This is a genomic window from Cryobacterium mannosilyticum, from assembly GCF_004402705.1.
Taxonomy (GTDB): Bacteria; Actinomycetota; Actinomycetes; order Actinomycetales; family Microbacteriaceae; genus Cryobacterium; species Cryobacterium mannosilyticum.
Genome location: NZ_SOFM01000038.1, coordinates 1 through 25257, shown reverse-complemented (window position 1 = coordinate 25257; position 25257 = coordinate 1). Strand labels below are relative to the sequence as shown.

At 67.9% G+C, this 25257-nt stretch carries 14 protein-coding genes and 2 tRNA genes; 12 read left to right on the top strand and 4 right to left on the bottom strand.

Annotated features, from left to right (window positions below):
- The first annotated feature begins 25 nt into the window (after positions 1 to 25).
- From E3O32_RS12300 to E3O32_RS12260, 9 genes are all read left to right on the top strand, one after another.
- The gene (locus E3O32_RS12300) at positions 26 to 6706 is read left to right on the top strand and encodes an SdrD B-like domain-containing protein (protein WP_166790846.1); all 6681 of its coding nucleotides are present in this window, start codon (positions 26 to 28) and stop codon (positions 6704 to 6706) included.
- A gap of 47 nt (positions 6707 to 6753) precedes the next feature.
- Positions 6754 to 8088 (top strand): multicopper oxidase domain-containing protein, encoded by a 1335-nt coding sequence (locus tag E3O32_RS12295; RefSeq protein WP_166788691.1) that lies wholly within the window; start codon positions 6754 to 6756, stop codon positions 8086 to 8088.
- 26 nt (positions 8089 to 8114) lie between these two features.
- Entirely contained in the window at positions 8115 to 9458 is a 1344-nt protein-coding gene (locus E3O32_RS12290; RefSeq protein WP_241974911.1) for a multicopper oxidase domain-containing protein, read from the top strand.
- Between the two features lie 38 nt (positions 9459 to 9496).
- Entirely contained in the window at positions 9497 to 12466 is a 2970-nt protein-coding gene (locus E3O32_RS12285) for a multicopper oxidase domain-containing protein (RefSeq protein ID WP_166790844.1), read from the top strand.
- A 60-nt stretch (positions 12467 to 12526) separates the two neighbouring features.
- A complete protein-coding gene (locus E3O32_RS12280; RefSeq protein ID WP_134509915.1) occupies positions 12527 to 13039 on the top strand; it encodes a flagellar basal body-associated FliL family protein in 513 nt (170 codons plus the stop codon).
- A gap of 29 nt (positions 13040 to 13068) precedes the next feature.
- A complete protein-coding gene (locus tag E3O32_RS12275; protein WP_166790843.1) occupies positions 13069 to 14913 on the top strand; it encodes a copper resistance CopC/CopD family protein in 1845 nt (614 codons plus the stop codon).
- A complete protein-coding gene (locus E3O32_RS12270; protein ID WP_134509911.1) occupies positions 14910 to 17939 on the top strand; it encodes a S8 family serine peptidase in 3030 nt (1009 codons plus the stop codon). The genes E3O32_RS12275 and E3O32_RS12270 overlap by 4 nt, the downstream gene beginning before the upstream one ends.
- Before the next feature lie 103 nt (positions 17940 to 18042).
- Positions 18043 to 19491 carry a flotillin family protein gene (locus tag E3O32_RS12265; RefSeq protein ID WP_134509909.1) on the top strand — a complete coding sequence of 483 codons (1449 nt, stop codon included), beginning with the start codon at positions 18043 to 18045 and terminating at the stop codon, positions 19489 to 19491.
- 1 nt (position 19492) lies between these two features.
- On the top strand, positions 19493 to 20215 hold the full coding sequence (locus E3O32_RS12260; RefSeq protein ID WP_241974893.1) for a YqjF family protein: 723 nt from the start codon (positions 19493 to 19495) through the stop codon (positions 20213 to 20215).
- A gap of 41 nt (positions 20216 to 20256) precedes the next feature.
- On the opposite strand, the gene E3O32_RS17650 is transcribed toward E3O32_RS12260, so the two are convergent.
- Positions 20257 to 20793 carry a TetR/AcrR family transcriptional regulator C-terminal domain-containing protein gene (locus E3O32_RS17650; protein ID WP_241974890.1) on the bottom strand — a complete coding sequence of 179 codons (537 nt, stop codon included), beginning with the start codon at positions 20791 to 20793 and terminating at the stop codon, positions 20257 to 20259.
- Between E3O32_RS17650 and E3O32_RS12250 the strand changes: the two genes are divergently transcribed.
- Positions 20745 to 21383: a DUF4386 domain-containing protein gene (locus E3O32_RS12250; RefSeq protein WP_255455516.1), complete on the top strand. Its 639-nt coding sequence runs from the start codon at positions 20745 to 20747 to the stop codon at positions 21381 to 21383. The genes E3O32_RS17650 and E3O32_RS12250 overlap by 49 nt on opposite strands.
- 18 nt (positions 21384 to 21401) lie before the next feature.
- On the opposite strand, the gene E3O32_RS12245 is transcribed toward E3O32_RS12250, so the two are convergent.
- Positions 21402 to 22112, bottom strand: a complete 711-nt coding sequence (locus tag E3O32_RS12245; protein WP_134509902.1) for a M50 family metallopeptidase — start codon at positions 22110 to 22112, stop codon at positions 21402 to 21404.
- A gap of 4 nt (positions 22113 to 22116) precedes the next feature.
- Positions 22117 to 23067 (bottom strand): MinD/ParA family ATP-binding protein, encoded by a 951-nt coding sequence (locus E3O32_RS12240; protein WP_134509900.1) that lies wholly within the window; start codon positions 23065 to 23067, stop codon positions 22117 to 22119.
- A 271-nt stretch (positions 23068 to 23338) separates the two neighbouring features.
- Between E3O32_RS12240 and E3O32_RS12235 the strand changes: the two genes are divergently transcribed.
- Positions 23339 to 24733 carry an acyltransferase family protein gene (locus tag E3O32_RS12235; RefSeq protein ID WP_241974901.1) on the top strand — a complete coding sequence of 465 codons (1395 nt, stop codon included), beginning with the start codon at positions 23339 to 23341 and terminating at the stop codon, positions 24731 to 24733.
- A 199-nt stretch (positions 24734 to 24932) separates the two neighbouring features.
- Here the strand turns inward: E3O32_RS12235 and E3O32_RS12230 are convergent.
- A tRNA-Val gene (locus E3O32_RS12230) sits at positions 24933 to 25005 on the bottom strand.
- Positions 25006 to 25160: 155 nt separating this feature from the next.
- Between E3O32_RS12230 and E3O32_RS12225 the strand changes: the two genes are divergently transcribed.
- Positions 25161 to 25232, top strand: a tRNA-Gly gene (locus tag E3O32_RS12225).
- Positions 25233 to 25257: the final 25 nt, after the last annotated feature.

The following is a 25257-nucleotide window of genomic DNA, read 5'->3' as shown; positions in this document are numbered from 1 at the left end:
AGACGTCCAGACAATGGAGGTCAGCATGGAAGCGATGAAGCACTCGACCGGGGTCAAACCGCCGAAGCGGCCTCTCTGGCAGCGCATTGTGAACGCCGCCACTGCCCTGGCCATGCCGGTTGCGATGCTCGTCGCCCTGCCCGCACTGCCGGCCCAGGCTGCGACGACGAGCGACCTGTCGCTCAACGTGATCAGCGCGCGCACGGAACCCCGCGCGTTCGCGGGTACTGGCGTCGTCAAGGGCGACGACATCCCGAACTTCACTTACATCATCAACGAGGACAACACCGGGACGACCGCCCAGCGGAGCCCGGCGCCCGACAGTGGCTGCGCGGCAACCGACCCCTTGTATCCGGCCAGCTGCGACTGGCCGTCGATCAAGGAGGTGCCGCACACCACGAGCCCGATCGTGCGCCAGGGCGACCAGGCCGACTTCGTGGGCGGTCTCACCCTGCCGGACGGGCGTTACCTGATCTCCGTGCTCGCCGACGGTTACAAGATCGACGGGGCGCACTTCAGCGTGCCTCTGCCGGCTACGGGTCTGGTCACCGTCGAGCTCCAGCCCAACCCCCTGCCCGACTCGACACTGCGGGCCTTCATCTTCCGGGACACCGCGCCGACCAACGGAGCCAACGATCAGGGTGAGCCCGGCCTGGCCGGCTTCGTCGGACACGTCGCCGACACCCTGGGCGAACTGCAGACCGACGTCTACGGCAACCCCCTGTGCACCGTCTATGTTGGCGAGAATCCGGACACGCATCTGATCCCTCTGGCCAGCCTGGACGCGACTATGTCCCCAGTGCCGATTGCCGGGACAGGGGGCCGCTGTGTCAGCGACGCCGATGGCCTTTTGACCATGCCGCACCTGGGCAGTAACCGTTACGTGCTGACCGCTACGCCCCCCGACGGGCAGATCTGGATCCAGACGACGACGCTGGAAGGCAACCACGACTTTGACACCTGGCTCATGGAAGGCAGCACCGGTTACGACACCGAGGCACTGGTGGCCGGCGAGCCTGTCCCCGGGCCGATCTTCGGTTTCGTTCCGCCCACGAACACCCTGGCCGCCGGTGCCGCCGGGCGCATCACGGGCGTGGTCGTCACCGCAAAGCAGTACACCCCGCCCAAGGGCGGCGATTTCAACTACTGGCTGGGGATGACCGGGAGCAAGATGGGCAAGCCTATCGTCAGGCCATGGCTCTCCCTCGCCGACCTGCAGAATGGTGACCAGGCCGTATGGGTGGGGCAGGGCGACGCGAACGGCGCCTTCGACATCTCCGGCGTGCCCGACGGCAACTACAGCCTGAGCTGGTGGGACGAGCCGCAGAACTACTTCCTCAACCTGGTCAACGTGACCGTAAGCGGCGGCCAGACGGTGCAGATGGGCAACGTGCCGATCAGCGGCTGGTGGACCGAATACGACGGGTACGTCTTCAACGACACCAACCGCAACGGGGTCAGGGACCCCGGCGAGAGCGGCCTGCCCAACTTCACGCTGACCATGCGCAAGCAGGACAACTCTTTGATGGACCGGGGCACGAACGTCGTCACCAGCGACAGCACGGGCTACTACCACTTCGAGAGCGCCTATCCGCTCAGTGAGTGGACCGTGATGGAGAACTACAAGGACTCCTTCTACACCACCGGGGTCACCTACCAGGCCGACAACCAGCCGACCCCGACCACGGTCAAGGGTGCCGGTGTCGACGTCAGCGTGCTCAGCATCATCGGGCTCAGCGGCCGGATGGACTGGGGCGTTCACACCTACGATCCGACCGGTGCCAACGGCATCGACCCTCGCAACGGCGGCATCGTCGGCTCGGTGAGCTACGACACGACCCGCAACGAGCTCGACCCGCAGTACGCCGCCTCCGAGGACTGGCAGCCGGGCGTCTCCGATGTGCCCGTAGAGCTTTACGCCACGGTCGACTGCGGTACGAACGCGAACACGCCGTGTGGTGGCACCAACGACGCGTACGAGCTGGCATCAGACGGTTCCCTGGCCAAGGGCAAACTGCTGAACACCTACCTCTCGGAACACTGGAGCCGCCCGACCGGGTGCGTGGCTCGCGACGTGGACGGCAACCCGCTCGTCCACGCCAAAGACAACCCCGCGGCCTACGACGAGAACGTGCTCGTGCCCAATCAGGAGACAGACGGAGAGTGCATCTCGAGCTTCATGCAGGGCGTGCAATTCGGGCCCTACCCGACCGACCAGGGCACAGCCGCCGCCAACTTCGGTGCGGCCGTGGACGGCAACTACGGCTTCGGTGACGCCTGTACCGGCACACTCGTCGCCACGGATCCGTCCGCTCCCGTCTGCAACGGTGGAACGTTCGAGCCCCTGACGAGCGGGGACTACCTGGTCAGGGTCGCGATCCCGAAAGACGCCACCGGGAACCCTATGTACAAGGTGACCGGGGAAGAGGACATCAACATCGGCAACGGCGACCAGATCGTCCCTCAGGTGCCGCCGCCGTCCTGTGCCGGAACGCTTCACACCGTTGACCTTCTTGGTGCCGCAGCGGACAACTACCCCGCATTGGTCGGCAACGATACCAACGGCGCCCCCACCGGGGTCACCGTGCCGGCCTCGACTCCGGTCGCCAACGCCACCTTCCTCGACATCGGTGGGTCGCCCTACGAAGGCTCAGCCAAGCCGTCCTGTGACACCAAGCTGGTCCGAGTGAACAACGGCAAATCGGTCGTGCCCATGTTCAATATCTTCACCGCAGTGCCGATCCCGTCCCGCCTTCGCGGCCTGATCGTGGACGACATCAACTTCTCCACCGACTCGCGCTCGACGCTCTACGGGGAGAAGACCGGCGTGGCCTTCGCGCCGGTCGGCATCTATGACTTCGCCAACCGGCTGGTCACGACCGTCGAGTCCGACTTCAACGGCTCGTACGATGTCCTGCTTCCCTCCACCAATCACATCAGCTGCCCCACCCCCTCGGGTGTCTGCGCCAACATGTACCGATTCGTGGGCAACGACCCGGGGATCCCTGGGCGTCTGAACGCAAACTACAACCCGCGGTATCGCTCCATTGCGACCGAGTTCGAGGCCCTACCAGGCGTGACCATCCCCACTGACCTTGCTCCGACCCAGGTCGGTGTCTATGTCGGGTCGCCGACCACCGGGGTCAACACGGCGGTCGCCTGCACCCTCGACGGTGCCACGCCACAGCTGTTCGCCGTCTCGCAGCCCTACGTGGCCGCGACCGGAACCCGCTCGTTCACGATCGCCGGGACCGGCTTCGGCGCCAACAGGGGCACCGGTCAGGTCACTCTCGGCAACACGCCCCTGGATATCACCGCCTGGAGCGACACCTCGATCTCGGCCACTGTGCCTGGCGTGGTCCCGGTTGGGGCGCACCAGCTCGGGATCATGGCCGACAACGGGCAGAGCACGATCAACGGGCTCACCTTCCATGTGCTGGGGACCGGGTACGATCCTGCCCTGCGTGAGGTCGGCCCGGGCCGCTCCTACGCCACGATCCAAGCCGCGCTCGACGCCGCGTTCACCAACAACGGCGACGATCTGGTGGTCGTCTACCCGGCACCCTCCACCAGGGCCAACCCCCGGGGCGCCTACTACGAGAACCTGGTCGTCGCTTCGCCGGTCAAGCTGCAGGGCGTCGGCTCCGGTGGCTTCCAGGGCACGGCTTTCGTGCCGGGATCAATCATCGACGCCGGCGCGTTCGGCGGTGACACTGCCCTGGCCGCGGCCTGGTTCACCAAGGTCGGCGGCCTCACCTGGGACGGCAACCAGGCCGTAAACGACGGCGAGGCCATCTACGTACTGGCCTCGCAGAACGCCACCACCGCGTCGGGTGCCGCGCGCCAGTTCACCAGCGGCTTCAAGGCCTCCATCGACGGCTTCGACATCCGCGGCGGCGATCAGGTGGGCTTCCCGGGCAACGTCGACGGTCTCACCGGTGGGCCGACCGGCCTTCCGCCGAACATCACCACCCAGGGCGGAGCGATCTTTGCCAACGCCTACGCCCGATTCCTGCAGATCACCAACAACGTTGTCGACAACAATGGAGGCGGCTACGGGACAATCCGCATCGGCACCCCTGACCTGGCCGCGCCGAACACCAGCCAACACAACGAGAACGTCCGGATCGCCAACAACCGGATAATCGCCAACGCCGGCACCAACCTGGCCGGCGGCATCGGTCTCTACGCGGGCTCGGACGGCTACGAGGTGGCTGCCAACGACATCTGCGGCAACTTCTCGCTGGAGTACGGCGGCGGGCTGAGCGCCTACGGCTTGAGCCCGGGCGGCAAGATCCACCACAACCGCATGTACTTCAACTCTTCCAACGATGAGGGCGGCGCCATCATGATCGCGGGCCAGCTGCCGGCGACGGTCGGCGCGCTCTCGCCCGGCTCCGGTCCGGTGGACATCTATGCCAACCAGATCCAGGCCAACATGGCCAATGACGACGGTGGCGGCATCCGCTTCCTGATGGCCGGCGACTACCCGATGAATGTCTACAACAACATGATCGTCAACAACGTGTCGACGCACGAGGGCGGCGGCATCGGCATCAACGACGCCCCCAACGTGCGGGTCTTCAACAACACGATCATGAAGAACCTGTCCACGGCCACCGCGGTGACCTCGAACGGCCAGCCCGCCCCCGCCGGGTTGTCAACCTCGGCCAACAGCGACCAGCTGCAGGCGACCCTGCCGGGCGGCTCGTCGACCTTCAGCAACCCGCTGATGTTCAACAACATTCTCTGGGACAACCGGGCCGGCACCCGGGCCGGCACCACCGTCACCGGAATCGGCCTGGCCGGCGCAACCGACATCAACAACTGGGATCTGGGCGTGGCCGACGGCACGGGCGTGCTCGCTCCGACCAACTCGGTCGTACAACAGAACACCGCGTCTCACCCGTTCACGACCAGTCCGACCAACAGCTCCGCCGATCCGGCAGTGGTCTCGACCTACGACGTCTCGGTCTCCTTCGCCACCTGGCGTCAGAACCCGGCGTTCGTGGACGCCACGCTCGTGACCCTGGAAGCGCCGCCGAACCTGCTCGGCAACTACCACCTGGCCAACTGCCCCGGCTCACCCGCCTGCAACCTCGGCGCGGCCAGCAGGGGCGGAGTGAACGCGCCGGCAACGGACTTCGACAACCAGGCCCGGCCGGCGCTGGGTGGCTTCGACAGCGGTGCTGACGAGTTCGGTGCCGTAACGCCACCACCGCCATCCTCGGACCTGTACTTCTCGACAGCAGGAAACACCAACCCGCCCGGCGTAGCCGGAACTACCGACGACGCCGACATCTACCTCTGGAACGGCACCGCCTTCAGCCGGTCGATCGATGTCACCGCCGCGCCCTACAACGTGCCGGGCGCTGCCAACACGGACGGCTTCTCCCGAGTCGACGCCACCCATTTCTACGCCTCGTTCACCGGGAACGTCACCTTGCCGGGGATCGGCGCGGTGGCCGACGAGGACGTCGTGTACTTCAACGGCACCGCGTGGTCGTTGTGGTTCGACGGCAGCGCGCACGGGGTCGGCGGCAACATCGACCTGGGCGCTGTCAGCGTCGTCGGTAACACGCTGTTCTTCTCCACCGGCAACGATGCGGTACCTCCGGGTGCAGGGGGTTACGGCGACAACGCCGACGTCTACCGCTGGGATGGCGGCAGCTCCTACACCCGAGTCCTGGACGCCACGGCGGCGCCGTACAACCTGCCGAACAGCGGGTCGGCCACCGGAGCGACCAACCCCAACGTCGACGGTCTCATCTGGCGCGACGCAAAGCACTTCTACCTGTCGTTCAGCAACACGACCACTACCGTCCCCGGTCTGGGCGCCGTGAACGACGAGGACGTGGTCTACTTCGACGGCACGTCCTGGTCACTCTATTTCAACGGTGGCAGCCACGGCCTCACGTCGGCCGCCCAGGATCTGGACGCGATCGCGTTCGCCAGCGGGGCCCTGCCGCCCCTGCCGCCGCCGGCCGGCCAGGACCTGTACTTCTCGACCCAGGGCAACACCAACCCGCCCGGTGTCGGTGGTACGGCGGACGACGCGGACGTCTACCTCTGGAACGGCGGCACCTTCAGCCGGGTGAACGCTATGACCACCGCGCCCTACGGTCTGCCGGCCACCGCCAACGTCGACGGCTACGACCGGGTTGACGACACCCACTTCTATCTCTCCTTCACCGCCCTGGTGAACGTGCCCGGTCTGGGGAACGTGCGGGACGAGGACGTCGTGTACTTCAACGGCACCTCCTGGTCGCTGTTCTTCGACGGCAGCGCGCACGGTCTGGGCGGCAATGACAACCTGGACCTCGACGCGATCAGCGTCGTGGGGACAACCCTGTACTTCTCCACTCTGGGCAACAGCAACCCGCCCGGAGTGGGAGGTGCCGCCGACGATGCCGACATCTACAGCTGGAACGGCTCCGCCTACAGCAGGGTGATCGATGCCAGCGCCGCGCCCTACAGCCTGCCGGGCACCGCCAACGTGGATGGATTCGTGCGGATAGATGCCACCCATTTCTACCTGTCATTCAGCAACGCGAACACCACGGTGCCGGTACTGGGCTCGGTCCACGATGAGGACGTCATCTACTACAACGCGGGCACCTGGTCGGTCTACTTCGACGGCACCGCACACGGTCTCGGTGCCACCGGGAGCCTGAACGTTGACGCCTTCGACCTTCCGACCCCATGACCCATTCATCCAGCCGCGCTACAGACGATCCCCAGGGAGATACGGGAATGATCTTTAAGCAGCCTTTCAGCCGCCGAGACCTCTTGAAGTTCGCCGGCGGCGCGGTGGCCGTCGTCGGCACCGGCATCTGGGCGGGCAACGTGCTCATGCCCGAAGCCGCCATTGCGGCCCTCGGGGATCCCGACCTCTACCTGGCCGGGACCGACGGCTGGATCTACCTACCGAAGACCCCGGCCATCCCGCCATTCCACCCCGACGTTCTGGCCCCGGGTCTACTCACGACCTACATCTTCGGGTTCCGCGAAGTCACCGGTCTGACCGACATTCAGCTGTCGAACCAGCAGAACAAGGCCCAGCACTCCGCTCCGCTGTTCTGGGCCAACCAGTTCGACCCGGCCCACCCGGTCGACTTCAAGGTGCAACTGACCAACCTGGGCCTGGCGCTGCGGCCCGACCTGTTCGACGCCCACACCCTCCACTGGCACGGGTTCCGCAACGTGATCCCGTTCTTCGACGGCGAACCGAGCGGTTCGGTGGCGGTGCGAACCGGACGAATCTTCACCTACGTGTACCGTCCCCGCGAGCCAGGGACCTACATGTTCCACTGCCACGTGGAGGACGTCGAGCACGTCCAGATGGGCATGACCGGGCTGGTCTTCGTCCGCCCCCTGCAGGACGGCCAGACCCTCGCCGGACACACCAAGTTCCTCTACAACGACGGTGACGGCTCGACCGGCTTCGAGCGCGAGTTTGCGATGTTCCTCTCGGAGGTGTGGGCCGAGGCGCACTGGGCGGACGCTCACATCCAGCTGCCGGAGTGGAGCGACTACCGGGCCGACTTCAGCCTGCTCAACGGCCGGGTCTACCCGGACACCGTCGCTCCCAACGCGCCGATCAATGCCGCGGCATCCACCCACCGTCTTGCCGTGGAGACCGACCCCGTGACCGGCGACCTGGTCGCCCCCGTCGGGCACCCCGAGCTGCAGTACCAGCCGCAGTCTTCGCTGGTGAACTGCAACGCAGGCGAGACGGTCGCGCTGCGGTTTGCCAACCTCGGATTCCGGGAACAGGCGATGACCCTGGCGGGGATCCGAATGCGCGTGGTCGGCCGTGACGCCACCCCGATGCGCGGGCGCGACGGCACCGACACGTCCTACGAAACCGAGACGATCAACATCGGCCCGGGCGAGAGCTTCGACGTGGTCTTCACCGCGCCGGGGCACACCGGTCCGGGGTACGACACGTACATGCTCTACAACCGCAATTACCTGCGGGCGAACAACCTGGCGCCGGGCGGGTTCGGCGGCCAGGCCACAGAGGTTCGAGTGTATGCGGCGGGTGGCGTGCCTGCGCAGGCCTATCCGAACGACTTGGGAGTGTGAGAGCCATGATGAGAGGTGACGCCGTGATGCTTGGGAAGGCCCGCAACCGGCGCCTGCGCCGGCCGACTCTGCTGGTCGCTCTGGCCCTGGTCGGCGCGACGATGACCACATTCGTCCCGGCGGCGACCGCCGAGACTCCGTCGCGGGTCGGCATCGCCTGCACCACCGGGGTCGGGGGAGGTGCCACCACTCCGATCTTCAACCTGACCACCAAGACCGGATACATCAGCCTGCCCGACGGCAACACGGCGTTCATGTGGGGGTACTCCAGCGGATTCGGCTCTTTCCAGCACCCCGGCCCCGTTCTCTGTGTCAACGCCGGCGATACGGTCACCGTGATCCTGCGCAACACCCTGCCCGAGGCCGCCTCGATCGTCTTCCCGGGCCAGGTAAACGTTCTCGCCAACGGGACCCCAGCCCAACCCGAGCTCAGCGGGGCCGGCGCGACCACGTCGCTGACCAACACGGCCGCGGCCGGAGGCGGGACCGTCACCTACAGCTTCCTGGCAACCAACCCGGGCACGTACTTGTACGAATCGGGCACCAACCCCGAGAAGCAGGTCCGGATGGGGCTGTTTGGGGCACTCATAGTGCGCCCGTCGGCCGTGCCTCCAGGCGGGGCAGTTGGCTCGATCGCGAGCGAATACGCCAACAACCGGGCAGACAGCCGGTTCAACCCCGCCGAGGAGTTCATGGTGCTCCTGAGCGAGATCGACCCGTACCAGCATCAGGCCGTCGAAAACAACAAGAGCTTCAACATGAACACCTACCACCCACGCTATTGGCTGATCAATGGGCGAGGCTTCCCCGACAGCATCGCCGACAACGGTGCGAGCTGGCTGCCCACGCAGCCCTATGGGGCCCTCGCAAAGGTGGGTGAGTTCGACCGGGCGGCAGTCCCGGCGGACCAGCCGGGGATGGCTCGCTACCTGAACGTGGGCACCGAGGACTTCCCGTTCCACCCGCACGGTAACAACGGCCTCGTCGCAGCTCGAGATGGCCGTGCCCTGGAGGGTCCGGCGGGGGAGGACCTCTCCTTCGAGAAGTTCGCCATCAACATCGGACCAGGTCAAACCTGGGACGTGATCTTCAAGTGGTACGACGCCGAGAATTACTCCCCGTCCAACCCGGTTCCGGTGACGGTACCTCAGCTGGCCAACGAGGAGATCGGCGTCTTCTACAGCGGAAGTCCGTACCTCGGCACCAAGGAAGCCCTGCCGCCCGGCATTCAGAGCGTGAACCAGTGCGGGGAGTACTACATCATCTCCCACAACCACGCCCTGTTCCAGATCACGTCGTGGGGCACGAATATGACCGGACCGATCACCTATATGCGGATCGATCCACCGACGCCCAACAACTGCGGCTGACCCGGAAGGCGTAGAGAGCCATGATTCCCAGGACGAGCATGAAGAAGGTAGCCTCCTCCATTTTGACGGGGCTGTTGGCCGGCGGAGGGCTGGCCGTGCTGGTGGCCCTCGTCGTGCCGGCCACGGCCGCACAGGCCGCGACGGTGGACTGCACGGCACCCGGCGACCTGTACGCGGTCTCGGGATCCACGACCCTCGGCGCCCAGACCGTAAACGTCTGGGGCTACAGCACCACGGTTGCCGGCGTCAGCCGCCCCGGCGGGCCGACGCTGTGTGTCACCGCCGGCGACACGGTCACGATCACGCTGCACAACCAGCTGGCCGAGAACACGGCCCTGCTCTTCCAAGGGCAGCAGATGATCCCCGACCGAACCGGCGCGGCGCCCGGCACAACCACGCCGTACACATTCACGGCCAGCCGGCCCGGCACCTACCTCTACGAGGCGGGGCTCGTTCCCAACGGCCAGCACCAGGTGGCGATGGGCCTCTACGGCGCCCTGATCGTGCGTCCGGCGACGGCAAACCAGGCCTACGATGCGACGACCACCGCCTATGACGACGAGGCCGTCCTGGTGCTCAGCGAGATCGACCCGGCTCTCAACAACTCCGCGAACCCGGCGACCTACGACATGCGCAAGTACGCCCCCCGGTACTCCCTGATCAACGGGAAGGCCCACCCGAACACCGACCCCATTGCCGCGACGGCCCCGGGCAACAAGGTGCTTCTGCGCTACGTCAATGCCGGCAATCAGTACCACTCAGTGGCATCGCTGGGCGCCGAACAGAGGATCATCGCCCTGGACGGCAGCCCGCTGAACTTTTCACGTCGCTACGTCGCCGAGACCTTCGGTCCGGGCCAGACAGCGGATGCCATCGTCACCACCCCGTCCGCGATCGCCCAGCTCAACCGGCTGGCGATCTACGACGGCAGCCTGCTGTTGCACAACAGCAACACGGCCGGCATCGGTGGGATGCTCACCTTCGTCACGGTCCCGGCCGGCGTTGTCGGATCCGACACCACCGGGCCGGTCACCAGCGCGGTCGCCTACGTGGCCGGCACCTTGAGCGCCACGATCGACGACACCATCTCCGGCGGAGCCAGTATCGCCGGGGCCGAGTACTTCATCGACACGGTGGTCGGCACGGGTACCCCGATGACGGGCAGTGGCACCGGCAGTGTGAGTGTCACCGCTGCGTTGATCATCCCGTCCGGTGAGCACATCGTCTATCTACGGGGCCAGGACTCCGTCGGCAACTGGGGGGTCCTCAGCTCGGTGCTGGTCACCGGTGGCGACGCCACCGGCCCGACCACCCGGTCGCCGTCGCTGGCGCCGAGCCTCACGAATGGTTTGGGTACTGCGGGCATCGCAGTTCACGCCACCGGGGACGACACCGCAACCGGCGGCTCGAACATCACCGCCGCCGAGTACTTCATCGACGCCGTCGGCGCCAATGGTTCGGGAGCGTCCTTGGCGGTCAACGTTGCCGCACCCATCGCCAGCCTGGATGGCACGATCCCCGCCTCGACCGTGACCGCCCTGGCCGAGGGCACCCATCTCGTGTCGATCCACAGTCAGGACGCAGCGGGCAACTGGGGCGCCCCGACCACCATCAATCTGGTGATCGACAGGACCGCGCCCACCACGTCCGGCGTCTCGGCAGCGCCGACGCCCAACAACGGCACGCTGGCGGTCAACGGCGGCACCCCGGCGGTCCGGGTGACGGTGGCGAGCATGTCGGATCCGATCGTGGCCACGGTCAACAGCAACATCAGCGCGGCCGAGGCCTTCCTCGACACGGTCGGGGCAAACGGCGCAGGCATCGTCGTCAGGGCCACCGACGGTGTCTACAACAGCCCTGAAGAGGCCGGCTACGCCGACATCCCACTGGCCACCATCGCCCAGCTGGCGAACGGTAACCACACCATCTACGTCCACGCCAAGGATGCGGCCGGCAACTGGGGCACGACGGCAAGCACGACCCTGCTGATCGACAAGATCAAGCCTGAGGTCAGTCTCGTCAGCGCAACCCCCAACCCGACCCAGGGTGCCAGATCGGTGAACCTGACGGCGCAAGCGACAGACGGCCTCACGGCGGTCAGCCGCGGCGAGTGGTTCACCGGTGCCGACCCGGGCGTCGGCAAAGCCACACCGATGACGGCCACCGGGACCGGCCCATGGACCCTCTCGACCCCAATCGACGTCGGCAGTTGGAGCGAGGGCACGTACACGCTCACGGTGCGGGCGCGGGACACGGCCGGCAACTGGAGCGTGAACGCCTCCACCGTGCTCCAGGTGAGCGCGCCGCTGTCCTTCTCGACATTCGGGAACACCAACCCGCCCGGCGTGCTCGGCACGGCCGACGACGCGGACATCTACGACTGGAGCGGCACCGCCTTCAGCCGGGTGATCGACGTCAGCGTCCCGCCGTACAACCTGCCGGGCAATGCCAACGTCGATGGTTTCGACCGGGTCAGCCCCACCTCGTTCTACCTGTCATTCAGCGCGACCAACACGACCGTGCCGGGCCTGGGCGCGGTGCAGGATGAGGACGTCGTGTTCTACGACGCCGGTACCTGGTCGGTGTACTTTGACGGCACCGCGAATGGCCTGACCGCGGCGAACCAGGATCTCGATGCGATCAGCGTCGTGGGTACCACCCTGTACTTCTCCACGCTGGGCAACACCAACCCGCCCGGAGTGGCGGGCGTCGCCGATGATGCCGACATCTACAGCTGGAACGGAACCGCCTATAGCCGGGTGATCGACGCCAGCGCCGCGCCCTACAGCCTGCCGGCCGCCGCCAACGTGGATGGATTCGTCTGGCTCGATGCCACCCACTTCTACCTGTCGTTCAGTGCGACCAACACGACAGTGCCGGTTCTGGGCGCGGTCCAGGATGAGGATGTCGTCTACTACAACGCGGGCAGATGGTCGGTCTACTTCGACGGCACCGCGCACGGCCTCACCGCCGACACCCTCGACGTGGACGCGTTCGATGTCCCGTAGCAACGTCTGTCGGCAGGCCGGATACCCCTGCAAGCCGACTGGCGGAAAGAAGGCGACACCGTGATCACCGAAACCATGCCCGAGGCGAACACTGAACCCGGCACTGAAGCGGCCACGAAGCGACCCGGCCGCGGCCGGTTGATCGCGATCGTCGTGGTGGCCATCCTTCTGCTCGGGGCAGGTGCCGCACGCGCCTGGTGGCCGGAACAGAAGGCCGACGTTCGCGCGGGGACCACCCTGGTCACGGCCGAGGGCATGGCGGCTCGCTACGGGATCGACGTCAACCTGATCGGCGTGACGGCGGCAGGTGGACTGATCGAGTTCCGCTACCAGGTTGTCGACCCCGACAAAGCCGACCGGATGATGAACGACACCACACTGCTTCCGATCATCGTCGTCGAGGAATCCGGGGCGACGATGGTCATCTCCAGGCCCCACCACGCCGCCGAGCCCCAGCTGGGCGGAACCTACTTCTTCCTGTTCGCCAATGCCCACAATGCCATTCATGCCGGTTCACAGGTGACTTTGGTGATGGGGGACGCTCGGCTCGAGCACATTGTGGCCCGGGGATGACCCGGGGCTGGCTCCGAGTGGGGAGCCGTGTGACTGCGATCCTGCTCGCCGCGTTCGTCGTGCTCCTGTTCGGGGCGTCGCCGGCCTGGGCGCACGGCGGGCTCGAGCGCTCCGACCCTCCCAACGGCGGGGTGGTCGCCATCGGTAGATCCGCCCTCACCCTCTGGTTCACGGAACCCATCGCCGAAAGCGCCAGCACCTTCGAGCTCCAGACTTCCAACGGAGTGCGGGTGGACGTGACAGCGTCCGTGTCCGATACGGACGGCGGGGGCATCGTCCGGATCGGAACGCAACCGCTTGCCAAGGCCACCTATCTGCTGAACTGGAAGGTTTTCTCCACCGAGGACGGTCACTCGACCAGCGGGTCGTTACTGTTCGGCGCCGGGACTCGCCCCGGGGCGGTCGCGTCCGCAGCGGCAGATGCCCCGGACCCTCCAGGACTCATCCTCCGCTGGTTGGACCTGTCGGCGATCATGCTCGCGATCGGCGCGCTGGCCGTCTCAGGTCGGGTCTTCGATTCGATGGGCGAGATCGGGAACACTCTGCGTCGGCGCGCGCTTGTCATCGGGGCGCTGGCTGTATGCGTCGCGGTCGTCACCGGAGCGATCACCCCGTTTCTCCTCACGCAGCGCGGCGGCAGTTCCCTCGGGCTCTGGTTCGACGCCACCTGGGCCACCCTGACGGGCACTCCCTGGGGTCACCTGTGGCTTGCGCGAGAGATTGCGATCGTGATCGCGGCGGCTGCGCTGGTCCGGGCGACTCGTCCGGGCGGCGCCGGCGGGCGGGTCCAGATCGCCGCCGTCGCACTGGCGGCAGTCGTTTGCCTGGAAGCGTGGGCCGGCCACGCTTCGACCCTGCCCAGCCGATCCGCACTGGCTGCCCTTGCCTCCGCTTCCCACCTCGTCGCCGCCGGAGTCTGGGCCGGCGGCCTCACCGTTCTTGCCATCTGCCTGATCCCGGTGATGCGCCACCACCCGGACCTGCGCGGTCGGATTCTCGCCTCTGCCTGGCGGGCCTTCAGCCCGATGGCCGCAATCGCAACCGTGGTCCTCTTGGCAACGGGGCTCTACGAAGCGGGCCGCCACATCCCCGACCTGCGTTCCGTGGCCTCGACCGTCTACGGCGGCGCCGTGGCCGGAAAAGTGGCCCTGATTGCCGTGGCGCTGACCCTGGCGGTGATCAACACGCTGCTCGTCAATCCCCGCCTGGCCGCTCGGGTGGGCCGTTTCCTGGGCAGGCCTGTGGGGTGGCCGCCGGTGTCGCTGCGCCGATTCACCATCGTCGTGGCGACTGAGATCCTCGTTCTGGTCATCGCGGTGGGTGCGGCGAGCGTGCTCACCTCGGTTCCCACCGCTCGGGAGATCGCCACGGCGACACGGCAGACTGTGCTCCACACCGCTACCGTCGACGGACTCTTCGTCACCTTCGAGCAGCTGCCCGCCGGACCGGATCAGAGCCGTCTGATCGTCCGCGCGCGCTCGATCGTCAAGCTGGAGCAGGCTCCCGTCAACGGGGTCTCCGTCACCCTCGCCGCCCCGTCCGGGACGACGACCGACGTGTTGCTCAAGGGTATCGAGCCGGGACGCTACGAGGCAGAGATAGCCAGACCCGCTACCGGCGCCTGGAAGGCCACCGTGGCCCTGCAACGGGACGGCCTCCCCGCCGCGGTCACGCAGGTCGGATGGACCGTCTCCGCCGCGAGCTCTGATGGTGCCCGCCCGCTGGAGATCGTGACCTCCGGTTTGGCCGTCCTGCTGCTCGCCGCGATGCTGGGCACCGTCGGTCTCACCCTCCGCCGCAAGACGGAGACCGTACGGCCGACATCACTAATTCCGGAATTCGCACTGCGTGGCAACAGAGGGAGCCGATCATGAGGAAGACCCTGGCCGTGACTGTGATGGTCGCCCTGTTTCTGGCCGGGCTCGCCCCGGCGGCGTCGGCCCGAAACCTCGCCACTCCGAGAACCGGCAGCCTGACCCCGGAAGTCCAGGCGATCGTCGATTCCCTCCCTCCCGGAGACATGACCACCGTCGTCGTGACCTTGCGCGATCAGGCTGACCTGAAACACGTCCCGGGCGATCGACGTGCGGCTCGTCTGAAGGGCACGATCCTGGCGCTGAAGGCCAAGGCGGACGCCTCGCAGGTGCCGATTCGAACGCTGTTGCGCGCCCGGGCCGTCGAGGGCAGGGTCGCCAGGACCACACCCCTCTGGGTCGTCAACGGGATCTCAGTGACCGCCACCGCGGACGTCATCCAGGCCCTGGCGGCGCGCCCTGACGTTTCGAGCATCACCGCCGACCAGGTCGTGGTGGTCCCTTCCGTCGGGATCCCGGAACCGAACGTCACCAAGGTCAGCGCTCCCGCTCTCTGGGACCTCGGCTTCACCGGGCAGGACGTTGTGGTTGCGAGCCTGGACAGCGGCGCAGACATCACTCATCCGGACCTCGCGGGCCGCTGGCGGGGCGGCACGGACAGCTGGTATGACCCGTATGGCGAGCATCCCACCACACCGACCGACCTCTCCGGCCACGGCACCGCGACAACCGGTGTGATCGTCGCCGGTGACGCAGGCGGCACGTCCATCGGGATGGCCCCCGGCGCCAGATGGATCGCGGCAAAGATATTCAACGACAGGGGAGCGGCAACGGCCACGGCGATCCACCAGGCATTCCAGTGGGTGCTCGACCCCGATCACGATCCGAACACCCCGGACGCTCCGCAGATCGTGAATGGGTCCTGGTCCATCGGTGCCGGTCCGGGGTGCGACCTGTCGTTCCAGCCTGACCTGCAAGCGCTGCGAGCGGCCGGCATCCTGCCCGTCTTCGCCGCCGGGAACTACGGCTCGGGTGGTTCGACCAGCGTCAGTCCGGCCAACTACCCCGAAGCCCTGGCCGTGGGCGCGGTCACCGGCACCGATCTGATCTACTCGCCCAGCAGTCGCGGACCATCCGCCTGCGGGGCCCGTACCAGGGTCTTCCCGGACCTCGTCGCACCAGGCGTCACCATACGCACCACCGACCTCTACGGGATGTACCAGACGTCCTCGGGTACGTCGATGGCCGCTCCGCACGCCGCCGGGGCGCTGGCCCTGCTCCTGGGTGCGATCCCGGGGCTCTCCGCCGACCAGGCGCAGGCTGCCCTCACCGGCACTGCGCTCGATCTGGGCCTCGCCGGTCCGGACGCCGCATATGGCAACGGCCGGCTCGACGTCCTATCCGCCTACCAGTGGCTCAAGGGACAGCAGGACTTCGGAGTAACGTTCACACCGGCCGAGGCGAGTTCGATCGCCGGGGGCAGCGTGACCTACACCGTCCAGGTCACCCGAGCGTACGGCTTCAGCGGGGACGTCTCGTTGTCGCTGTCCGGCCTGAGCGCGGAACAGGCGGACTGGACTTTCACACCGACGGTCGTGCCCGCGGGCTCGGGCGCGTCCCAACTGACGGTCGCCACGTCGTCGGCGATTCCGACCGGCAGCCACCCGCTGACGATCACGGCCAGCAACGGCACCACCAGCAGGACTTCTACCGGCATTCTCGCCATTACGGAGCCCAGCGTGGGGGACCTCATCGGTCCGGCGACGACGTCCCCGACCCTGACGCCGAGTCCCGCCAATGGTTCGGCTGACGCCAATCTGCACGCCATCGGCGACGACGCCGCAGCCGGGGGCTCCAACGTCGCTGCAGCCGAGTACTTCACCGACACCCTCGGGGCCGATGGGGCGGGGACGGCGATGACCGTCGCCCCTCCGGCGCCCGTCGCCAGCCTGGACGCCACGATCCCCGCCGCGATCGTGTCCGCACTCGCGGACGGCAGCCACACCATCTTCGTCCACGCGAAGGATGCGGCGGGAAACTGGGGTTCGACGGCGACGACGACCCTGCTGGTCGACAAGATCAAGCCGGTGGTCAGCCTCGTCAGTGCAACACCGAACCCGGCCCTGGGCGCCAGCACGGTGAGTCTGACGGCGCAGGCGACGGATGCCCTCACCGCAGTCACCCGGGCCGAGTGGTTCACCGGCGCGGATCCTGGCGTCGGCAACGGGACGCCGATGGCGGTCAGCGGGACCGGCCCATGGGGCCTGTCCGCCAGTCCGATCAACGTGAGCAGCTGGAACGAGGGTGCCTACACTCTCACCGTTCGAGTGCGCGACGCGGCCGGCAACTGGAGCGTGAACGCCGGCACGGTGCTCCAGGTGAGGGCACCGCTGTTCTTCTCGACCTTCGGGAACACCAACCCGCCCGGCGTGGCCGGTACAGCCGATGACGCGGATATCTACAACTGGAGCGGCACAGCCTTCAGCCGGGCGATCGACGTCAGCGTTCCGCCGTACAACCTGCCCGGCGGCACCAACGTCGACGGCTTCGACCGGGTCGATGCCACCCACTTCTACCTGTCGTTCAGCGCGGCCAACACGACCGTGCCAGGCCTGGGCGCAGTGCAGGACGAGGACGTCGTGTTCTACGACGCCGGAACCTGGTCGGTGTACTTCGACGGCACTGCCCGCGGCCTGACGGCCGCGAATCAGGACCTGGATGCGATCAGCATCGTCGGAGGCGCTCTGCACTTCTCGACCCTGGGGAACACCAGCCCGCCAGGCGTCGCCGGCGTGGCGGACGATGCCGATATCTACAGCTGGAACGGCACGGTATTCGCCCGGTTCTGGGACGCGTCCGCCGACGGCCTGGCGAACGGCGCCAACGTCGATGGCTTCGTCAGGGTCGACGCCACCCGCTTCTACCTGTCCTTCAGCGCTGACACGACCGTGCCGGCACTGGGGGCGGTCCAGGACGAAGACGTCGTCTACTTCAACAACAGCGTCTGGTCGGTCTACTTCGACGGCACCGCGCACGGCCTCGGCGCCTCCGACAACCTCGACGTAGACGCTTTCGATCTCCTCTGACGACGGCGGCTCGCGCGTGACCGCGAGCCTGCGCGCGGTCCGGCCCCCTCGGCTGCCAGACTGTGGCCGTAGCTCCGCGCCCATCGCGGGCCGGAAGGATCCAATGTTCGATTTCCTGCTCAGCCCCATTCCCGGGCTCATCCTGTTGGCGGTCCTCGCCTTCCTGATCGTGCTGCTGTACGCCCGGTCGATCTACAAGAACGCCGGCCCGGATGAGGCTCTCATCATCACCGGCAAGAAATCGAAGAAGACCGTCGTCGACGGCGCCACCCTCGAGCAGTCCGGGCAGCGGGTCGTGCACGGCCAGGGCGTATTCATCACCCCGTTCTTCCAGAAGGCCTTCAAGATCAGCCTGCGCAGCCGTGCCATCGAGATCACGGCCATCGCCCAGGACAAGATGGGAATCACCCTCACGGTCGAAGCGGTCGCCATCGTCAAGGTCGGCGACGACCCGGATGCCATCCGCGCGGCCGCCCAGCGTTTCCTCGGCCAGGACAAGAACATCGACAACTTCGCCCTCGAGGTCCTGTCGGGCTCCCTGCGTTCCTCCATCGGCGCGACCGACGTGATGACGATCATCCAGAAGCGCGACGAACTCGGCGCGTCGGTGCTCGCCACGGCCCGCGAATCGCTCGCCAACCAGGGGCTGGACGTCGACTCGTTCGAGATCAAGGGCATCAGCGACGCCAACGACTACATCAAGGACATGGGCCGCGCGGAGCAGGCCAAGGTTCGCCGCCAGGCCGAGGTCGCCGAACACCAGGCCAACCGGGAGGCCCAGGAGGCTGCGATCGCCGCCGAACAGGCCATCGCCGTCGCGCAGAACACACTCGCCCTGCGCCGCGCAGCCCTGCAGCTCGACACCGACAAGGCCGCGGCGGAGGCCGCCGGCGCCAGGCCGCTCGCCGAGGCCAAGACCCAGCAGGCGATCGTGCAGGAGCAGGAACTCACCGCCCAGCGCCGCGCGAGCCTGCGCAAGGCGGAGCTGGAATCCGAAGTGAACGCCGTCGCGGATGCCGAGGCCTACCGCATCCGGGTCACCGCGGTGGCGGCCGCCGACGCGGCCGTGACCGCGGCGAACGCCGACCGGGACAGCCGCAAGTCCATTGCCGAAGCGATCCGGGCCGAGGGCCAGGCCAACGCCGACGCCATCCTCGCCCGCGGTGCCGCCGAGGCCGAGTCGACCCGGCTCAGTGCGGAGGCCGTCGCCCAGCAGTCGGAGGCGCTCATCCAGCTGCGAATGGTGGAGATGCTGCCGCGAATCGCCCACGAGCTCGCGGCGCCGATGAGCAACATCGACAACCTGACCGTCATCTCGACCGACGGCGCGAGTCAACTCAGCAAGAACGTGGCCGCGGGTTTCAGCGAGGTCGACGCCATGCTCTCCTCCACCATGGGGGTCGGCATCCGCGACCTGCTCGGCAGTTTCGTGGGCGGTGCAGTCGCCGGGCAGGGGCTCGCGAAGGCAGCGACCGTTGAGCCGGCCGGGGAGCGGGCACCCGATGCCGCGTCTCCTGAAGACTCGACCTGGACCCGCACCGAGAGCCAGTAGCGTGGGACCGGAACCGATTTCGGTCATCGCGCCGCCGCTTGCGGGCCGCGCCTCGGCCAGCCAGCGGTGGTCGCACCTGGTCTTCCTGCACTGGCGGGTGGAGGCGGCGCAGGTGGCCCCTCTCCTGCCCGCCGGGCTCGTTCCGGACGAGTTCGACGGCAGCAGCTGGGTCGGCCTGATCCCGTTCGTGCTTGACCGGGCGACGGTCTGGGGAAGCCCGCCGGTGCCGTACTTCGGCAGTTTCGTCGAAGTCAACGTGCGCCTCTACGCGGTCGATGCCGACGGCCATCGCGGAGTGGTCTTCGTGTCCCTGGAGGCCTCGAGGCTCGCAGCGGTGATTGCCGCCCGGACCCTGTTCCGGATCCCGTACCGCTGGTCGCGCACCACGCTCACCCGCTCGGCTGGGGAGTTCCACTACACCTCCCGCAGGCACCTGGCGGTGTCCGCCCGGACTGACATCGTGGCGCGCCGCACGGACCAGCCCGTCGTCGGCGACGCCCTGGCCGATTTCCTCACCGCGCGCTGGGCGCTTTTCAGCAGGGTGCGCGGCCGCACGGTGCACCTGCGCAACCACCATGAGCCGTGGCCCCTTTTCCGGGCGGAACTGGTGCGGCTCGACGACACGCTCCTCGACGCGGCCGGATTCCCGGGCGTGGCGGCCCGGCCGCCCGATTCCGTGCTCTACTCGCCAGGGGTGACCACGTGGTTCGGGCGAGCCGGCTGAGGCGCGTCGCCCGTTCGCGGCTCCGGCCTGGAGCCGGGGCGCTACCTGGTGCCGTCGGTGACGTCGGCGCTGTCCCGGAGCCCGGCGACCAGTTGCCGTAGCGCGCGCTCGTAGTGCTCGTCACTGCCGTACGCGCTCATCTGATCGGCGACGGCGCGAGTGCGCGGGAAGCGCCCGGCCGGCAGTGCCGCGATAGCGGCGCCGATGGCCACGCCGGGGTTCTGGTCGATCCGGGTCGCGGCGCTGCGGGCGGAGGCGAACGCAGACCACCCGTAGTTGAGCGCCAGGATGCCGCAGAAGTCGGCGACGGCGTCCCCGCCCGTGATCCCCCCGCGGCTGAGGATCTCCAGGGCGAGTTCGCCGATCCGGGTGGCGTTCAGGCCGGGGTTGGGGTGGGTGAAGAGCGGGACGATGGCCCAGGGGTGCAGGGCCAGCAGCATCCGGTGTGCTCGCGCGAAACCGGCCAGGTCCGCCGCCCAATCCTCGCTGGGTTCCGGAGCGGCGAGGCGTCCGAGGATTCGGTCGAGGAGTGCGTCGACGAGGTCGTCCTTGGTCGCGAAACAACGATAGAGGGCCATCGGCGACGAGCCCATCTCGGTGGCAACTCCGGCGGACGGGCGACCCCGTGCTCAAGGTCGCGACCTCGATCGGAGCCGCATCGGTGTTGCTGTCGCTGATCGGATTCCTGCGCTGGGTGTTCGTGGTGCCCGCCCTGGCGGAGAGCTATGTGGCCGGAGATGCCACCGCCCGTGCGGCCGTCAGCGCCGCGTGGATGGCCCAGCACCAGTTCGGCGGGGCGCTCCTCGGCGAACACCTGGGTCAGGTGCTCGCCGTCGCGTGGTCCGTCGTCGTTTCCGTGATCATCCTGCGCACCCGAGTGCTGCCCCGCTGGCTCGGCGCCCTCGGCCTGGCGGCCGGGGTCCTGTATCTGCTCAGCCAGGGCGAGGTGCTGGCGACCGCCGTGCCCGGCTTTCCGATCTGGGAACCGGCCGGCATCCTCGGCAGCTCCGGCTGGGGCCTCTGGGTGGCGGCCCTTGGCGTCACGCTCCTGGTGCGGCCCGTCGCCTATCGGCGGCCCGGCCGCGCGGCCGAGTCCGCTCAGGCGCCGGCCACGGCCGCCTCCGCGCTGAGCGGGGCGGCCGGGACGGTGTCGCGGGACAGGGAGTAGCCCCGGCGAACTCTCCGGTCAGGCGGTGATCCGCAGGACGCTCGCCGCGAGTCCGACGCACAGAACCGCGACCAGGACGAACAGCGCAGCCCAGACGATGCCCGGAACGTGGGTGAGCCGGGCGAGCTGGTCGGCGTCCGAGGAGAGCCCGCCGCGGCGGGACCGTGACACCTGCAGTTCGATGGCGGTCCGCACGGCGCCCAGCAGCAGGAACGTCGTGATCAGCAGCGCGCCGATTCCCTGGACCAGGGGAGTGCCGAACCAGGTCAGCGCGAGGATCAGGGCGCCGGTGACCAGCACGGACCACAGCCCGAACCAATTGCGGATCTGCACGAGGATCAGGGCGAGGGCGGCGAGCAGCAGCCAGAGCAGTCCGCCGGCGTAGCCGGCGCCCAGGATCGTGGCAGCCGCGAGGCCGAGCAGGGCCGGGGCGGTGTATCCGGCGAGCAGGGTGAGGATCATGCCGAATCCGCGCGGCCGTCCGCGACTGACGGTGAGTCCCGACGTGTCCGAGTGCAAGCGGATGCCGCCCAGCCGACGGCCGGTCAGCGTGGCCACCAGGGCGTGGCCGCCCTCGTGCGCAATGGTCACCAGATGGCGTGCGCGCCGCCACAACGCCGGGACCAGGACGAACAGGCCGGCCGTGAGAACGGTGAGCAGTGCCGTCGCGGCGGGGAGCGGGTCCTGGTGGGCGCTGACGCGCCCCCAGAACTCGAGAAGAGCGTCCACCGGTTCAGAGGCCTTCCGCGATCGTCGCCGTGGCGTGCAGCCAGGCCCGGCGGGTCTGCGGGGCCAGGGAATGGATGTTCAGCGGTCCACCGGCGACGATGGCCGGGTCGTATGGCACGTCGCAAACGGCCCGGGTGAGCTGGCCGAAGTGGTCGTGCAGCCGCCTGGAGAGCGCGGGGTCGACGGCCGTGGCCGGCATGGTGAGGATCGTGACGGCCTGGGCCACCTTGTCGGCGTGTCCCTTCTGGCGCAGTCCCTCCAGGAGCGCGGCCGCGCCGTAGCCGGTGTCCTCGCGAATCGTGGAGACGACGACGAGCTGGTCCGCCGTTTCGACCGCGGCCTCCCAGTTGGAGGCGCGCATGTTGTTGCCGGTGTCGACGATCAGAACCCGGTAGAACCGGCTGAGAATGCCGAAGAGCCTGCGGTATGCCGGTCCATCGATGGTGGACACGCCCGCCGGGTCGAGATCGGATGCCAGCGCGTCGAACTGGGCGTCCCCCTGGGGGTGTACGTAATTGTCCAGGTCACCGAGCCGAATCGAGTGTCCGTTGTCAAAACGGCCGAGGTCCCGCAGAAGATCCATGGCGGTATTGGTGTGCCCGGTCGTCATGATCCGCACTCCGAGGTTGCCCATCGACTCGTTGTTGTCCCAGGCGAGGGTGTAGCCGCCGCGGTACATGCCCATGGTCGCGGCGATGAGCAACGTCGCGGTCGTCTTATTCGCTCCGCCCTTCGGATTGAGCACCACGATCGTCCTCGGTCCGTCGAAGCCGCGCTGGACTCCGGTGATCGCCCGGCGGTGCACGCGCTCGGCGCGACCGGGGCCGCAGGCGATGAGTCCGCGGGTCAGCCGCACCACCTGCCCCTGCCACCCGTGCTGGGCCGGCCCTGCAGTCGACGGGTTGGCGGGCGGCTGAGGGCTGAGGAAAGGGGCGTGCGCGGTGTTCTGCGTCATGGTCGCTCTCTTTCGTTCGCAATTCCCGGGTGTGCGCCGAGTGGCAGTGAGCAGCAGGGCTGGCGCGTCACCGTGCTCAACCGTAAGAGATTCTTCACGTTCGACCAAAACCGGAGCGCTTCGGCCCAGAGCGCGACCCACGACGTGCGTGCGATTCGGTGTCACACTGGGCGCAACAGCAGCTCCGCCGGAACGGAGGTGGGAGTTGGGCAAGTCGACGCGCGGACAGGTCACCGCGGTATCTGGCCGGCTTGCGTCGCGAGATCCGGTGATGGACCTCGCCCGGGTCGCCGGCCTCGTCGTCGTCGTGATCGGGCACCTGCTGATGCTGGGCGCATCCGTTGCCGGTGACCACCGGCTGGTGGTCCAGCGCACACTGACCCTGCAGCCCTGGTTCACGCCGGTGACCTGGATCGCCCAGGTCATGCCGTTGTTCTTCGTGGTGGGTGGATTTGCCGGGGTGATGAGTTGGCGCCGCACAGAGGCGCGGGGAGGACGCGCTGCCGTGTTCATTCGCGCACGGGTGCTGCGCCTGGCGCGGCCCACCCTGCCGCTGTTCGCATTCCTGGCGCTGGCCATCCTCGTCATGCACCTGGCCGGACTGGCCTCCGACACCGTGGCGGAGATCGCCACCGGGGTCGTCTCGCCCCTGTGGTTCCTTGCCGCGTACACCTTCTGCCAGGCCTTCCTGCCGGGGATGGCGACAGTGCACGCGCGCTGGCCGGTTCGGATGCTGGCCGGCCTTGCCGGGGCGATGGTGGTCGTCGACGCCGTGCGGCTGGGGACGCACACGCCGGAGCTCGGCCTGCTCAACATGATCTTCGTCTGGCTCTTCGTGCAGCAACTGGGGCTGTGGGCCGCCGATGGCTGGTTCGGCCGGAGGGGACGACGATTCCTGCTCGTTCTTGCCGGCGCGAGCTACGCGCTGCTCGGATTGATCACGACCGTCGGACCGTACCCGGCGAACATGCTCGAGAACCTCAACCCGCCGACCGTGGCCCTCGCGGTCCTGGCCGTCGGGCAGTTCTCCCTGCTGATGGCCGCGCGCCCGCAATTGGAGCGACTGATGCGCAGTGCGCTCGTGCAACGCGCCGTGGCCGGCATCGGGGCGCGGACGATGACGGTGTACCTCTGGCATCTTCCCGTCCTCGGCCTCATCGTGGGGACGATGCTGCTCCTGCCCGTGCCGGAACCGGTCCCTGGCGGTGCGGGCTGGTGGCTGACCCGCCCCGTGGTGCTCGCGTTTGCCGTGGGTGTCCTGATCGGCGTCGCGGCGTTGTTCGGCCGCTTCGAGCATCCGGCCACGTCTCCAGCCGACGCCGCGGTGGCGGTGCGGGACTGGCGCGTCGGAATGTCGACCGCGTTGATCATCGTTCCGCCGTTCACGATCATGCTTTTCGGCCTCAACCTGGGCATCGCCGTGATCAGTGAGGTGCTGCTCACGGTGGCGGTGCTCCTGCAATTGCCGGTTCGGCTACGCGAAGATGCGGGCCAGGGCCACGAGGATCGCGATAAGGGCCAGGATGATCGCGGCCAGGGCCAGCCTGCGGCCGCGCGCGCCCGCCGGGATGACGCCGAAGGCCTTGCCGGAGAGCATGACGGCGATGGTCGCAAGGATGAGCCCGACAGAGGGAACAGGCACGGCCAGGATGATCCCCGCCAGTGACAGCCAGAACCCCGGGACCCGTCCCGGCGTCTTCGACCAGTCGACCCGAGGGGCGCCGAGTCCGAGGAGGCCGTTGCCCTCCATGTTCGCGCGCGGGTCGTCCACTGGCTGTTCCTTCCGTCGTGTCAGTCTTGCACGCGCGGGGCTGCCGGGGTGGAGACGGCAGAAAAAAACCCCGGATGACCGGGGCTTTTGTTTGTGGGCGATACCGGACTCGAACCGATGACCTCTTCCGTGTGAAGGAAGCGCGCTACCAACTGCGCCAATCGCCCTTGCGCGGCCAGAGCTTCGACCACGAGTTCTGATACTAGCCCAGAGCAGGGATGCGGCGCACATCGAGAGGGGCACAACACGCCGGGCCGGCTCGGTTTGAATATGCACCGGAGTATCGGCTAGAGTCTTCAAGCGCGCAGAAATGCGGGCAATTGCGGATGTGGCGCAGTGGTAGCGCATCACCTTGCCAAGGTGAGGGTCGCGAGTTCGAATCTCGTCATCCGCTCGAATTGAATCGGCCGAAAGGTCGG

What these genes read in the sequence shown, in the direction of transcription:
- E3O32_RS12300 (WP_166790846.1), top strand. Translation starts at nt 26, where the DNA reads ATGGAAGCGATGAAGCACTCGACCGGGGTCAAACCGCCGAAGCGGCCT.
- E3O32_RS12295 (WP_166788691.1), top strand. Translation starts at nt 6,754, where the DNA reads ATGATCTTTAAGCAGCCTTTCAGCCGCCGAGACCTCTTGAAGTTCGCC.
- E3O32_RS12290 (WP_241974911.1), top strand. Translation starts at nt 8,115, where the DNA reads ATGCTTGGGAAGGCCCGCAACCGGCGCCTGCGCCGGCCGACTCTGCTG.
- E3O32_RS12285 (WP_166790844.1), top strand. Translation starts at nt 9,497, where the DNA reads ATGAAGAAGGTAGCCTCCTCCATTTTGACGGGGCTGTTGGCCGGCGGA.
- E3O32_RS12270 (WP_134509911.1), top strand. Translation starts at nt 14,910, where the DNA reads ATGAGGAAGACCCTGGCCGTGACTGTGATGGTCGCCCTGTTTCTGGCC.
- E3O32_RS12265 (WP_134509909.1), top strand. Translation starts at nt 18,043, where the DNA reads ATGTTCGATTTCCTGCTCAGCCCCATTCCCGGGCTCATCCTGTTGGCG.
- E3O32_RS17650 (WP_241974890.1), bottom strand. Translation starts at nt 20,793, where the DNA reads ATGGCCCTCTATCGTTGTTTCGCGACCAAGGACGACCTCGTCGACGCA.
- E3O32_RS12240 (WP_134509900.1), bottom strand. Translation starts at nt 23,067, where the DNA reads ATGACGCAGAACACCGCGCACGCCCCTTTCCTCAGCCCTCAGCCGCCC.
- E3O32_RS12235 (WP_241974901.1), top strand. Translation starts at nt 23,339, where the DNA reads ATGGACCTCGCCCGGGTCGCCGGCCTCGTCGTCGTCGTGATCGGGCAC.